At 33.4% G+C, this 13,141-nt stretch carries 11 protein-coding genes and 1 tRNA gene; 3 read left to right on the top strand and 9 right to left on the bottom strand.

From position 1 onward, the window contains the following. Positions 1–268: 268 nt before the first annotated feature. From NLJ00_RS07450 to NLJ00_RS07425, 6 genes are all read right to left on the bottom strand, one after another. The gene (locus NLJ00_RS07450; RefSeq protein ID WP_256636759.1) at positions 269–2,368 is read right to left on the bottom strand and encodes a peptidylprolyl isomerase; all 2,100 of its coding nucleotides are present in this window, start codon (positions 2,366–2,368) and stop codon (positions 269–271) included. A 108-nt stretch (positions 2,369–2,476) separates the two neighbouring features. Further along, positions 2,477–3,736, bottom strand: coding sequence for a hemolysin family protein (locus tag NLJ00_RS07445; RefSeq protein ID WP_256636758.1), 1,260 nt, complete (start codon positions 3,734–3,736; stop codon positions 2,477–2,479). Between the two features lie 2 nt (positions 3,737–3,738). Then, complete coding sequence (locus NLJ00_RS07440) at positions 3,739–3,933, bottom strand: hypothetical protein (protein ID WP_053470005.1); 195 nt, start codon at positions 3,931–3,933, stop codon at positions 3,739–3,741. A 3-nt stretch (positions 3,934–3,936) separates the two neighbouring features. Continuing rightward, complete coding sequence (gene lptC, locus NLJ00_RS07435; protein ID WP_180857281.1) at positions 3,937–4,497, bottom strand: LPS export ABC transporter periplasmic protein LptC; 561 nt, start codon at positions 4,495–4,497, stop codon at positions 3,937–3,939. 52 nt (positions 4,498–4,549) lie between these two features. Next, entirely contained in the window at positions 4,550–5,776 is a 1,227-nt protein-coding gene (locus tag NLJ00_RS07430; RefSeq protein WP_180857280.1) for a hypothetical protein, read from the bottom strand. Then, entirely contained in the window at positions 5,769–6,503 is a 735-nt protein-coding gene (locus NLJ00_RS07425) for a type III pantothenate kinase (RefSeq protein WP_256636757.1), read from the bottom strand. Before NLJ00_RS07425 ends, NLJ00_RS07430 begins: the two co-directional genes overlap by 8 nt. Before the next feature lie 104 nt (positions 6,504–6,607). Here NLJ00_RS07425 and NLJ00_RS07420 point away from each other — a divergent pair. Next, positions 6,608–6,683 (top strand) — tRNA-Phe (locus tag NLJ00_RS07420). 81 nt (positions 6,684–6,764) lie between these two features. Here the strand turns inward: NLJ00_RS07420 and NLJ00_RS07415 are convergent. Beyond that, positions 6,765–7,331 (bottom strand): hypothetical protein, encoded by a 567-nt coding sequence (locus NLJ00_RS07415; protein ID WP_256636756.1) that lies wholly within the window; start codon positions 7,329–7,331, stop codon positions 6,765–6,767. A 184-nt stretch (positions 7,332–7,515) separates the two neighbouring features. On the opposite strand from NLJ00_RS07415, the gene NLJ00_RS07410 reads away from it, so the two are divergent. Together NLJ00_RS07410 and NLJ00_RS07405 are read left to right on the top strand one after the other, a co-directional pair. After that, a complete protein-coding gene (locus NLJ00_RS07410; protein WP_256636755.1) occupies positions 7,516–9,012 on the top strand; it encodes an MFS transporter in 1,497 nt (498 codons plus the stop codon). A 12-nt stretch (positions 9,013–9,024) separates the two neighbouring features. Continuing rightward, on the top strand, positions 9,025–9,252 hold the full coding sequence (locus NLJ00_RS07405) for a DUF6814 family protein (protein ID WP_053470000.1): 228 nt from the start codon (positions 9,025–9,027) through the stop codon (positions 9,250–9,252). Positions 9,253–9,370: 118 nt separating this feature from the next. On the opposite strand, the gene NLJ00_RS07400 is transcribed toward NLJ00_RS07405, so the two are convergent. Together NLJ00_RS07400 and NLJ00_RS07395 are read right to left on the bottom strand one after the other, a co-directional pair. Further along, complete coding sequence (locus NLJ00_RS07400) at positions 9,371–12,238, bottom strand: alpha-amylase family glycosyl hydrolase (protein ID WP_256636754.1); 2,868 nt, start codon at positions 12,236–12,238, stop codon at positions 9,371–9,373. 72 nt (positions 12,239–12,310) lie between these two features. Continuing rightward, a complete protein-coding gene (locus NLJ00_RS07395; protein WP_256636753.1) occupies positions 12,311–13,126 on the bottom strand; it encodes a SusE domain-containing protein in 816 nt (271 codons plus the stop codon). Positions 13,127–13,141: the final 15 nt, after the last annotated feature.

Raw genomic sequence — 13,141 nt, 5'->3', positions numbered from 1 at the left:
AAAGTATTTGTTTATCATTCTCTTTCAGTTTTTATTTACAATTTGGCAAATAAAGTATACCTCGTTACAATAAAAATTCCGACAAATTAACTGTAATATTTTGAATATCACAAATTTTTTAAGTTATATTTCGATTATTCCCATATAGTTAAGAAAAACACATAAAGCATTTACTACAAAACAGTTATGAAAAAATATTAAAAAAAGAAAACCCGAAACATTCGATTGAATGTTTCGGGTTTTCTTGTATGAATTGTTTTACTAGAAACTAGTAATTGAATTGTAATCTGTTGTCTTCGATTTTAGCATTGTTTTTCAACGCTGGTAAAATTCTGCTTGTATCTGACGCGCCTTGAGCTTTTACTTTAGCAACATATTCAGCGTGATTTGCAATTGCAGGAGCTTTTACTGTGCTAATGTTTTTCACTACATAAACTCCAGTGTTTCCTTCAATTGGAGCAGAAATTTTGTTTGCAGCTAAAGCAAATGCATTTCCTACTACTTTTGGCTCTTGTCCAACTCCACCAGGTAAAACCGGATTTTCAAGAGTTACGTTTGTCGCTTGTTGTACTGCTACACCAGCGCTTTTTGCAATAGCTTCGATAGTTGAACCTGTCAATTTAGCTTTTAAGATTTCAGCTTTTTTCTTGTTTTTCAAGATTGGCTCAACGTAAGGTCTTGCCATTGTAACAGAAACTAAACCTGATTTGTTTTCGCTTTTGTATTGAGCAATTACGTGCCCAACGTTAGCGATTTCAAAACGTTTTACGTCTCCAGTACTTGTTTCTTTATCAAATGCCCATCTAATGATGTTTCTTTGGTTTCCTAATGGTCCAAATTGCTCATCCATAGCTTTTGCAGAAATTGGTGCTGCAACTTTTAAACCTAATTCTTTTGCAGTAGCAGCAAAATCTTTGTCCGCAGCTTCCATTTCGAATTTAGTAGCTAATGTAAATACTTTATCAGAAGTAGCTTCAGAAGGCTCAATTTTTTGAGCGATTGTAGCTAAACGAATTCCGTCTTGTTTGTCAGTAACTTTGATAATGTGGAAACCAAATGGAGTTTCTACTAAACCAATTTTTCCAATACCATTATTGAATACAAAATCATTGAATGGTTTTACCATTTGACCTTGACCAAAGTATCCTAAATCACCACCTTGTTGTGCAGATGAATCATCAGAAGCTGTAAAAGCAAGCATCATGAAACTATCTGGATTAGCCTGAACTTGTGCTAAAATTTCTTCAGCTTTAGCTTTAGCTTCTTCTTTAGTTCTTTTTTCTTTTGGAGATGGAGTTTGAGAACCTTCATAAGCAATTAAGATATGACTTGCTTTTGCGTTAACTCCAGCTTTAAATCCTAAAGATTTAGAAATAGCATAATATTTTCCGTAAACATACGGTCCGTAAATTGCTCCGGCTGGTAAGCTGAATAATTTATCAGCATCAACTGCTGGTAAAGCATTTTTAGGAACATATGTAGAATCGTAAGGAACGTCAGAATTTGCGTTTACGAATTCAGCAATATTAGTTGCGCTTTTAAAACCTGGCAATGTATCGTTTTTACCAGTTTTTGCATTGTATTCTACTCTACCGTTTAATAAAGCAGTAATCTTAGCTTTAATATCAGCTTCGTCTTGTTTAGAAGCTTTATCTTCAACTAAAACGTATTGAATTTCACGAGTTGCATCCGCTTTGAATTTTTTCTCGTTTTTCTTCATATAATCTACGATATCTGAATCAGAAATTTTTACTTCACTGTCTTTAATAGAAGAATATAAAGCTCCGGCATAAGCAAAGTTTACTTTGTTAGCTTCCATTTCATACTTCAGCTTTCCTTCACTAGCAGTTGTATAAAGTCCAGATTTTATTAAAGTATTGTAAATTTGAAATTTTGCGTTTAATTCAGCATCTTTTTCTTTTGCAGTAATAAATTGAGCTGCTTCAGGATTTGTTTTGATATAGTCTTTGAACTTTGTAACATCAAACATTCCTGCTGCATTTAAAAACATAGGAGCTTTTCCAATGTTCGGATCTGCTTTTAAAACTTCAATTAAGTGTTTTTCACCAACTCTCAATCCTAATTTATCAAACTGAGTTGATAATAAAGCGATTGAAACTTCTTGATCCCAAACTCTGTTTGCAGCTTCAGTGGAAGTAATTCCTTGACCACTTTTTTCAAGATTACTAACTTTAACTCTAAAGTCTTCAAATGAAATATCTTTTCCATCGATGCTTCCTACATCTTTTGAACTTTGACCAAATGTTCCTCTAGTAAATAAATCTTGTATTATAAATGCAAATAATGCAAGTGCAATAACACCTATCAATAGAGCTGAACGCTGTCTAATTTTTGCTAAAACTGCCATTTTAATTATCGTTAATTTTATATTCAGTTTGCGAAAATACAATTATCTAGTTAATAACAATACAACTAGCGTTTTATTTTACACAATTTTTTTTAATTCTTTAAAAATTCACTCTTTTATTGTCAATCTGACCAATTCAATTTTGTTGTTTGACGCCTGTTCTATAACGAAATGATACCTGTCAATGACAATCTTTTCGCCCTTTTGCGGAATTTCTTTAGTCGAATTTACGATAAAACCTCCTAATGTCCCGTAAGAATCTTCCTCTGGAATCATCAATTTGTAGGTTTCGTTTAAATACTCTACATCTAATCTTGTCGAAAACAAATACTTACCTTCTCCTAATTCCTGTTCTATCAATTCTTCGTCTAAATCGTGTTCGTCTTCGATTTCGCCAAAAAGTTCTTCAACTATATCTTCTATGGTTATAATCCCCGAAGTTCCTCCGTATTCATCTAAAACTACAGCAACATTTTTTCGTTTTTTAATTAAAAGATCCAAAGCATCTTTAATTAAAATGGTTTGCGGCACAAATTCAACGGTCATTAAAACCGATTTTATAGTTTTTGGCTTTTTAAACAAATCAAATGAATGTACATAGCCCACAATATCATCGAGCGAGTTCTGACTTACAACGATCTTAGAATATCCTGTTTCAATAAAAAGTTCTTTTAGGTCTGAAACGGTCTCAAATAAATCTATCGAAACAATCTCTGTGCGCGGGGTCATAATATCGCGAGCTTTTACCCCGGAAAACTCTAATGCGTTTTGAAAAATCTGTATTTCTGAATCGACTTCTTCATCATCTTCAACAGAATTCATTTGTTCTGTAATATAATTACCCAGTTCTATTTTACTGAAATACAATTGCACCTGATCGCCTTCTGTCTTGAAAAATTTCTTCAAAACAAAATCTGAAATCCAGATAAAAAATGTTGAGATATAATAAAAGAGTCTGTAGAAAAGATAAGCCGGAACTGCAAAAACCTTAATTAATGAATTGGCATAAATTTGAAAAAATACCTTCGGGAAAAATTCAGCCGTTATTAAAACTATAAAAGTTGAAATCACAGTCTGAACCAGAATTGTTGTTAAATAAGAGAATTGAAATCCAAAACCAATTATCCATTGAAGCACAACATCTCCCATATAAAACCCATAAACTACAAGTGCTACATTGTTTCCAATAAGCATTGACGCAATAAATTTTGAAGGGTTTTGGGTAAGTTTGGTTAAAATTTGAGACAGAAAATTATCTTGTTTTTTTTCAATTTCAAGATAAATTTTGTTTGAGGAAATAAAAGCTATTTCCATTCCTGAGAAAAAAGCTGATAGTATTAAACATAATATTATAATACTAATCTCCATGTTTACTGTTTTTTATTACGATCATCAAACCTCTTGGTAAACCTTCTTCTAAAGAAAAACATAAAAATCGCCATTCCGGCAATTAGAAAGCTTAACGGATAATTTACATTTCCTTCGTTTAGTTTTATTACACCGTCGTAAATAAAGAAAACCGCAAATGCTATGTAGACGTATTGTGTATATTTTAAGTAACCCATAATTTATAATTTATCATCATTTGATTCAATTTCACCGCTTATTCGCTGTGAATTGATCACTTTAAAATCTTTGCTAAAATCAATTCCCTGTCCGTAAGAAACTCCTTTTGCATCTGTAAGCTTAAATTTTCTTTCGGTATAAAACCATTCATTTTTCTGGTCAAAATACAATTGCTCTGTTTCCAGAACCTGACCTGCTTCTGATGTGATTTTAACTTTTCCCTGCAAATCAATTATACCGGTCGTTTTGTATGAAACGGCATAATTTGATCGTATAAAAGTACGCTTTTGTTTTTTATCGTATAAAGTAACATCGAGTCCTTTAGGAAATTCAGTAAAAGGAAAGTCAAGATTAGAATAATCCAGCATTTTTGGACTTATCAAAACGCCTGTTATTCTTCCTGAATCTGTATATTTAATGTTTACGGTATCTGCATCACTTCCTGGAACGAACTCTGAGAAGTTAATTTTCTGGACGTCTTTAAAATTACTTTCGCATCCAAAAAACAGTGTCACAGCAAAAACTGTGACAACGTTTATGATATATCTCTTTGGTAAATTCATCTGCCAAATGTAATAAATTGTGACGAGGTTAAAAAACCACGTAAATTTAGGTTTAGTTAAATTTACTCTTCACAAACCATCTGTCGTTAAATGAGAAGCCTACGCTGAAGTTCATATAATTTTCCTGAACCAATCCTGCAGAAGTTGTTCCTCTTTTTCCAAATTCGATTCCGAAATTTACATTTGAAAAAGTTCCTGTGATTGGGAATCCTGCTCCTAATGACATTCCAACATCGTTGATTGATTCGTTGTTCACTATTAAACCCAATTTTTCATATTTCAAACCAGCTCTATAAGTAATTCTGCTAAAGTAGCTAGCAAATGAACTATAGTTTGGAATATAATAACCTCCTACTGCATATTTAGTATACTTTTCATATCTAACATTTGGGCTTGCGTTATAATAGTTAGCAAGTTGTCCTGTTCCCTGAAAAGCAAGTGTAGTACCTACTAACCATTTTCTTGCCTCTCCGATACCTGCTCCGAAAGTCAATTTATTTGGAAGTTTTAATTTTGTGTCAACCGGATCTGCAGTTACTGCATCCGGATCTCCATCAACTTCAATTACTCTTGTACTAACTGAATTTAATGTGCTTCCGAAAGTATAGTTTAAACTCGTGTAAACGTTTAGCTTTTTTGTAATTTTAGTTTGATACATTGTACCAATATTAAAATTCACACCCGATAATTCAGATGAATTTGTTTCTCTGGTTGCATTTTGCACATCAGTCACAGCTTCAATTGTCGTTGTTGTGATCTTACCGAAGTTGTATTGCAAATCTGCTCCAATGTTCCACTTTGGTGTAATTTTATATCCTAAACCAAAGAATACTTTATTAACACCACCTTTTCCTTCAAGCTGGCTGCTAACTTCATTTGGTCCGGCATTAAAATCTGTGATTTTATAACCAACTGATGATAATGGAATCAAACCAAAACCAGCTCCAAATTTGCCCATAGGAATTCCTAATGCCAAATAATCAAAAGTTGATCTTTGTGCTTTTGAGGATTCTGTGCTGCTTTTGATAGTATTAGTTCCAAAAGTTCCTCCAACTGAAAAAGTAGTTTGACCCAGACTGGCATAACTTGCCGGATTTTCAATATTCAGGTGAATACTATCCTGTTCAACCGCAACTCCTGCCATGCTTCTGTTTTCAAGAGTTCCTTTAAATCTTGTATCTCCAATTCCGTAGAAAGAATATGGCGACGAAGTACCTTGCTGAGCAAATGAAACGAACGAGATAAGCAGACAAGCGCTTATTATAATTTTTTTAATCATTGTCGATTTTATATTGAAATGTTTGGTTCAAACTTTCCAGAAGGAAATTTGAATTGGCAAATATGGTATTTTTTAATCGTTTAGCCAAAAATTCTGCATCACCTCCCGTTAAAATTATTATAAAATTTGAAAAGTTCGACCTATATTCATCGATAAAACCATCAATTTCATAGACGAAACCATTGACAACTCCAGAATGAATGGCTTGTGCAGTCGAGTTTCCTATATAGGAATCTGGTGCTTCTAAGGTCAGTAACGGCAGTCTGGCTGTGAAATTGTGCAAAGATTCGTAGCGCAAACGAAGTCCCGGAGAAATCGCTCCGCCCAGATAATTATCATTTTCGTCGATAAAATCGTAGGTTATGCAAGTTCCCGCATCAATTACTAATCTATTTTGCTTCGGAAATTGTAAAGTTGCTCCAGCGGCCAAAATCATTCGGTCTATTCCTAAAGTTTTTGGTGTTACATATTTATTTATGAAGGGAAAAATATCTTCATGGGTAAAAAAATGAATGTTAAGCTGTTTTTCGAAAGTCAAAAATGATTGTTTTTCGACATTTCCAACTGAAGCAACGACCAAATCTGAGCAGTTTTGAAATTTTTCTAAAATTTTTGTAATTTTTTTTTCGAGTTCATTTTTCTCAAAAACAAAATTCTCAACAACAGTACTTCCCTCAAAGACAGCTGCTTTAATTCGAGTGTTTCCAACGTCAACCGCTAAAGTCATATTTATTTTTTTACCCTTGCGAAGATACGAATTGATTTTTTTAAAAAAATGTTTTGGATAAACGAAAAATGATTCTATCTTTGCACCCGCAATAAGCACCACACGGTACCTTAGCTCAGATGGTAGAGCAATGGACTGAAAATCCATGTGTCCCTGGTTCGATCCCTGGAGGTACCACCAAAACCCGAATAGCAATATTCGGGTTTTTTGTTTTTAATATTTTCCTGAAATTTAACCGCAAAGCACACAAAAAAACATCAATCATTTTCTATAATAGCAGTGATCCATTATACCAAATACGTCTTGGACTAATTGAATGTTAGCATTTGATGTTACTATTTCATAGGGATGATTCATAGGTGAATAATACTGAACTATCTTTTCATCATTATGTCTTATTTCTAATATATATAATGATGCATGTCCATGATCATGTGCACAATTTTGATAGTAGCTCTCTTTCTTCAAAATTTCTAAGATATTTTTTAGGCGCATTTTTTCTTCCAAAGAAAGAATTACTGCCTCCGTTGAATTTTCTCTTTTTTTGATAGCATTGAATTCTTTATCAAAGTCAACTATCAAAAAAGTAGAATTCTTAAAACCTTCATTCCAACGACACATAAGGATTCCATTTTTTATTTTATTAAAATCTTCAAACTGATTAATGTTGAAATATGAAGAAGAATAAAATGCTTTGTAATTTGAAGCCAAATCTTCTGGAGGAACAATTAAAATACTGCATTCATTCTTTTTATACACCGCTTCTTTTCGAGTTGTGCATGCACTTAAAATTAAAAAAACGATTAACAGCCCTATTTTCTTTTTCATAATAATTTTAAACTTTTACTCTCATTTAATTAATTTCAAATGTAAATTAAACAGTTAAATCTTATAAGTCAAATTTTAAGTTGTTTTTGTTAAAAAAGTATTAACTAAATAAAAAAATATCCGTTATATTCGTGAAATCGTATTATAGCTTTTTATTTATTATTAAAAACACAGAGCGTTTTTTATGGGTAAAACTTCTACTAAAGGCATTTGGAAAGTAATTTCTGCCTCTTCTATGGGAACAATGATTGAATGGTATGATTTCTATATTTTTGGAAGTTTGGCTGTTGTAATTTCTACAAAATTTTTTCCCAGTGATAATCCCACCGCTGCTTTTTTATCGACTTTAGCCACTTTTGCTGCCGGATTTGTTGTTAGACCTTTTGGAGCTTTGTTCTTTGGAAGATTAGGCGATATTATTGGCAGAAAATATACTTTCATGGCTACTTTATTATTAATGGGAGGCTCTACTTTTTTAATTGGATGTATTCCGAGTTACGAAACGATTGGTTTTCTTGCTCCATTATTAGTTTTGATTTTACGTTTATTACAAGGTTTAGCCCTTGGCGGAGAATATGGCGGCGCGGCTACTTATGTTGCAGAGCATGCTCCTGTTGGTCAAAAAGGATATTGGACTTCGTGGATTCAAACCACAGCAACTGTTGGTTTATTTATTTCTTTAATGGTAATTCTGGCTACTAAAAATATACTTTCAAGTGAAGCTTTTGATTCCTGGGGATGGCGCGTTCCTTTTTGGGTTTCTATTGTTATGGTTGGCGTTTCTTATTTGATTCGGAAAAATATGGATGAATCGCCTGTTTTTGCAAAAGCGAAAAAGGAAGGAACTACAAGTACAAATCCGTTAAAAGAAAGTTTTGGTAATAGATATAATTTGAAATTTGTTTTGCTGGCTTTATTTGGAGCCACAATGGGACAAGGGGTTGTTTGGTACACCGGACAATTCTATGCCATGAGTTTTATGAAAACGGTTATGAATGTAGAATCTTCTCAGGTTGATAGCTTACTGGGAATTGCATTATTATTAGGCACTCCGTTTTTTATTGTTTTTGGATGGCTGAGTGATAAAGTGGGCCGAAAATATATTATGATGTCTGGAATGCTGCTTGCTATTCTGTTTTACAGACCTATATATAAGATGATGTACAACACGACTGATGTTAATTATAAAACAGAAATCGTAGAAAGAACAACCCAAAATACGGAAACAGCAAAAAATAATGATGTAATTGCCACATTTTCAAAAACCTATACTGATGGAACTACGTATATTGAAAAGAAGACAGATTTTGCTGATAAGAAGAAATCTCAAAGCAGTGTTATTATTAATATCAATTCTGGCGATGAATGGACCTTAATTTTTTTAGTTTTCATTCAGGTTATTTTTGTTACAATGGTTTATGGGCCAATTGCGGCATTTTTGGTTGAGATGTTTCCAACTAAAATCAGGTATACTTCGATGTCACTTCCTTATCATGTAGGAAATGGAATTTTTGGAGGTTTGCTGCCGGCAATTTCGACTTATTTTGTAACGCATGCAAAAGCGGCGGGAAAAAGTGATTTTTATCTTGACGGACTTTGGTATCCTATTATTATAGCTTCAATCTGCTTTGTGATTGGAATGATTTACATAGACAACAAAAACAAAATTAATCATCTTTAACATTTTATGAACATGGACAAAATCAAACAAACTTTAGGCGTTTTATGGGTTATTTTGGCAGTTGCAGCCGCTTATTTCTGCGTGTTTGAATTTGGCTTACCTAAATTATTATCAGACCAGCAAGATGATTTAGTTTTTGGCATCATTATTCTTTTTATTCTAACGCCCCTTATTGTTTTGGGCTTAGGGACTTTTGGTTATTTTGCCGTTATTGGAGAATACAACGATAAAAAGAAATAAACGAAAACAATAAACAACTAAACCAGAAAAGGGCTGTCTATTTTTCAATAGAACAGCCCTTTCTCATTACTAACCAAACCAAATTTTTAATCTGTTAGAGATATATTTTTTTCAGCGTTTATTTTTTGATAAACTTCATTACCTGAACTTTGTTATTTTCATCTGAAGCTTTTACGACATACAATCCTGTCTGTAATTCGCTTACGCCAAATTGAAAATCAGCATTACCATTTGAAGCAAAACTTTTTACTAATTGTCCAGAAATTGAATAAACCTGAACTTTTGTAAAAGCAGTATTTAAGGTAAAGTAATTTGAAACCGGATTTGGATACAAACTCACTGAATTTCCTTTTTCAAAATCTTCAATGGCAAGATTTGCTGTTTTATTACCATAAATTCTGTATTCTCCTGCTGGTAAATTTATTGCAGCATTTACATCCGTAACATTTATTGTTGTATTATCCATTAAATTGTACCAAGTTCCTGTGTAAGGAAAGCCTGTTGCAACATTTTGTGCAGAAGTACCAAAATTGGCTAAAATCACAACATCTTTTAATTGTGTTGAAGCTAAACTTGCATTTGTAATTTTGATGTTTACTGTTGATGAATTAGCATTTGTAATTGTAGAAGTTCCTAAAAATACCGGCTCTACCGTTTTTAACGTAATCATTTTTGCCCAATCGTTGTAGATTTTACTACGATTTGAATCTCCTAACCAATTGTTTACCCATTGCGGCTGTGGTTTTGTATCTAATTTACAATCTCCTGCTATTGTTGCTGAAGCATCATTTACTGTTCCATCATTACAAGTAAAAATAGATTTCTCCCATCCTAATTCTCCAAAATGCCAAATCATTTTCGGCCCCGGAACAAGTAAAGAAACCGCTCCAATTGCAGACATTCTTGACAAAGCGGTATTTAATGTTTTTACATTGTATGAACCATTTGAAGCTCCGTATTGTATATTTTTATACATCAGTCTTTCTTCATCATGACTTTCTGCATAACCCATTAAACGGTTTGCTGTAAAACCACGACTTGCACTTGACATTCTTGTAATATTACTTGTGTATCCCATTGACAATTCATTGTATTGATCTGTCATTTTTCCCCACATCATAATACCTTTACTTGGCGTTTCGGCAATTCTGTAATTTGCCCATTGCTGCTCCTCAGTATCAGTTCCTAAATGTTCGAAAATGGTATAATGTGTTGGATCTAAACTCCATGAATAATCTGCATATTTCTTAAGAATATCAACTCTATCCTGCTGATATCCATTCGTACAAGATTCATCTGAAGCTGTACAAGCCTGTGTAAATCCTTTTGTCAAATCCCAACGGAAACCATCGATTTTATATTCTTCAATCCATTGTTTAATAACACGATTAACATAATACTGTGTTTTAAGTGATTGATGATTAAAATCTTCTCCAACACTATAAGTATGTTTTGCAACCATATTAAAATAAGGATTTTCAGCCGTTGGAGATCCAAAACCGTCTCCATCAGGATCGTTCATCCACATTCTCACCATTGGATTTCTTCCAAAAGCATGGTTTAGCGCAACATCAAGAATAACTGCGATTCCGTTTTGGTGGAATACATCTATCAATTCTTTCAATTTATCAGATGATCCGTAAAATTTATCCAAAGCCATATGAAATGATGTATTATAACCCCAGCTTTCATTGCCTTCAAATTCCATTACGGGCATTAATTCGATTGCATTTATTTTAAGATTTTTAAAATAATCTATCCTATCTATTAAACTTTGATAATTTTTAGCAGCATCAAAATCACGAACCAAAACTTCATAAACAACCAATTTTTCTTTTGCTGGTTTTGTAAAGTTTGTTACTTGCCAATTATAAGGCGTTTGTCCTGTTTTAAGAACTGTAACTTCAAATTGCTGTCCTGCTGGGTAAGCAGGAATATTTGGGTAAGAAGCTGCAGGAATTCCCGGATCATCATATGGAGATAAAACCAAAGTCGAATACGGATCGGCAGTTTTTACCATTGCAGGAGAATTTGCAAGCGGCGTCGCATCTACAACCCAATATTGGTATGTATTATTTACACCTGAAACCAAGCCAGTTAGTTCCAGCCAAAATTTCCCAGACGTTGGATCTTTTTTCATGGCATACGCCGAAGTTGGCTGCCAGTTATTGAAACTTCCTGCTACGTAAACAAAATCTTTTAAAGGTGCGTCTAAAACTAAAGTTGCTTTTGAAGCATCTGCACTATTATAATTAATTCCGTCAACCAAGCCAGCCGGCATCGCTGCTGAAACTGTGTTAGGATTTACTACAACCGAAAACTTTTTTACAATCGTAACTGCTCCTTGAGTTGCACTTAATTCATAGCTTTGATTACCGGTAATATTGGTGTGAGAATACGAGTAACTTGCTGTACTTGTATTTGTATTAATAACAGCTCCGTTTGCTTTTAAAGAATAACTTGCATTCCCGTTTGTATTTGTCGCTGTGATAGTAAAGTTAGAACCAGAAGCTATAATTGTTGCGCTATTTTCAACTGGTGCAGATAGATTTACCTGAAAAGATCCTACCTCAACTAAAATATCCTGAGACTTTTTATCGCCTGTTCCGTTTTTAGCTTTAATTAAAAAACCAATTTTTCCAATTCCTGTAGTGTTGTAATAAGTAGTTGGAACAATTGTTTTTGTATAAGTATCTGTACCTGCATTATAAGTAAACTTGCTGGCATCGCTAGAAGCTTCCCAAGAACCATTGTTTGGAGTACCTTTTTGTGTCGTGTCGTTTGTATCAAAAGCCCACGCCCACATATAAAGAGAATGATCTGTAACGCCCCATGTAGCTTCATTAATACTGTTTCCATTAACTGTAATAGTTATAGAAGTAGTTTCTTCAAAAGCTGCAGGGCTAACAGAATAGGTAACCGTTTGCTGCTGTGCAAAGGAAAACACAGACAATAAAACGAAAAATAAGAGTAAAGTTTTTTTCATAATAATTCGGTTAGGTAAATGATTAAAAAAGGGCTATCTGAAGATAGCCCTTTTGTTTATCTACATTAGGAATTAGTCTAATGTTATAGTTTTTGCACCATTATCAATTGTTAGAACTCTTGATCCTGTTGGTCCAGTATATTTAAAGTTACTGTCTCCATCTCCTGCGTTTACTAATTCTGGATCAATTGTAAATCCTAATCCTGAATAGTAAGTGTAGTTATGACTAGAATCCCAGTTACCATCACTTGTAAAGTTATTTCCTAAGAATTCTCTAAATGCTTCTCCGCTTTTAAGAACAATTGTTACTTGATAAACATCTGTTTTTCCAATTACTAATGGGAATTCAGTTTCAGCATCACCAGCCCATGTCCATCCTCCTGGAGTTGCAGCACCTACTAACCAGTGAGAACTTGCTAATGGTACGTGGTATGGAGTAGCTGTAATAGTGAAAACATTAGAATATTGAGGCAAACCTGAAGCACCTACAACAGATTTGATACGAATATCAACTTTGTTTTCTTCTTTTTCAACAAAACCACCATTTACTAAAGCTGAGTTTAATTCAGCAACCGTTAAACTTTTAACTCTTTCAGTAGTATTTGACACAACTACAGGAACAGCAAAATTTGTTCCTGCTTTTGCTACTTCGATTGTGTAATTAACAACTGTTTGGGATCCTTCATATTTTGCATCATTCCATACTACAATTGTTGCTACATTGTTTTCAGTTTCTTTCGATAGAACGATACTAAAATCAGATTTAGGATTTAATAATACGGGAGCAGTTGCTGCCTCGATTACTGGTCTGTTTTCTACATCGTCAGCATTACAAGACACAGCTAATACACCAATGAATGCGATTAATACTTTATATATATTTTTCATTTTGTTTTATTTTTA

The sequence above is a fragment of the Flavobacterium panici genome (assembly GCF_024499525.1).
GTDB lineage: Bacteria > Bacteroidota > Bacteroidia > Flavobacteriales > Flavobacteriaceae > Flavobacterium > Flavobacterium panici.
The sequence above is the reverse complement of the archived record's forward strand: the minus strand, read 5'-3'. Positions and strand labels throughout refer to the sequence as shown.

What these genes read in the sequence shown, in the direction of transcription:
- NLJ00_RS07450 (WP_256636759.1), bottom strand. Translation starts at nt 2,368, where the DNA reads ATGGCAGTTTTAGCAAAAATTAGACAGCGTTCAGCTCTATTGATAGGT.
- NLJ00_RS07445 (WP_256636758.1), bottom strand. Translation starts at nt 3,736, where the DNA reads ATGGAGATTAGTATTATAATATTATGTTTAATACTATCAGCTTTTTTC.
- NLJ00_RS07440 (WP_053470005.1), bottom strand. Translation starts at nt 3,933, where the DNA reads ATGGGTTACTTAAAATATACACAATACGTCTACATAGCATTTGCGGTT.
- lptC (WP_180857281.1), bottom strand. Translation starts at nt 4,497, where the DNA reads ATGAATTTACCAAAGAGATATATCATAAACGTTGTCACAGTTTTTGCT.
- NLJ00_RS07430 (WP_180857280.1), bottom strand. Translation starts at nt 5,776, where the DNA reads ATGATTAAAAAAATTATAATAAGCGCTTGTCTGCTTATCTCGTTCGTT.
- NLJ00_RS07425 (WP_256636757.1), bottom strand. Translation starts at nt 6,503, where the DNA reads ATGACTTTAGCGGTTGACGTTGGAAACACTCGAATTAAAGCAGCTGTC.
- NLJ00_RS07415 (WP_256636756.1), bottom strand. Translation starts at nt 7,331, where the DNA reads ATGAAAAAGAAAATAGGGCTGTTAATCGTTTTTTTAATTTTAAGTGCA.
- NLJ00_RS07410 (WP_256636755.1), top strand. Translation starts at nt 7,516, where the DNA reads ATGGGTAAAACTTCTACTAAAGGCATTTGGAAAGTAATTTCTGCCTCT.
- NLJ00_RS07405 (WP_053470000.1), top strand. Translation starts at nt 9,025, where the DNA reads ATGGACAAAATCAAACAAACTTTAGGCGTTTTATGGGTTATTTTGGCA.
- NLJ00_RS07400 (WP_256636754.1), bottom strand. Translation starts at nt 12,238, where the DNA reads ATGAAAAAAACTTTACTCTTATTTTTCGTTTTATTGTCTGTGTTTTCC.
- NLJ00_RS07395 (WP_256636753.1), bottom strand. Translation starts at nt 13,126, where the DNA reads ATGAAAAATATATATAAAGTATTAATCGCATTCATTGGTGTATTAGCT.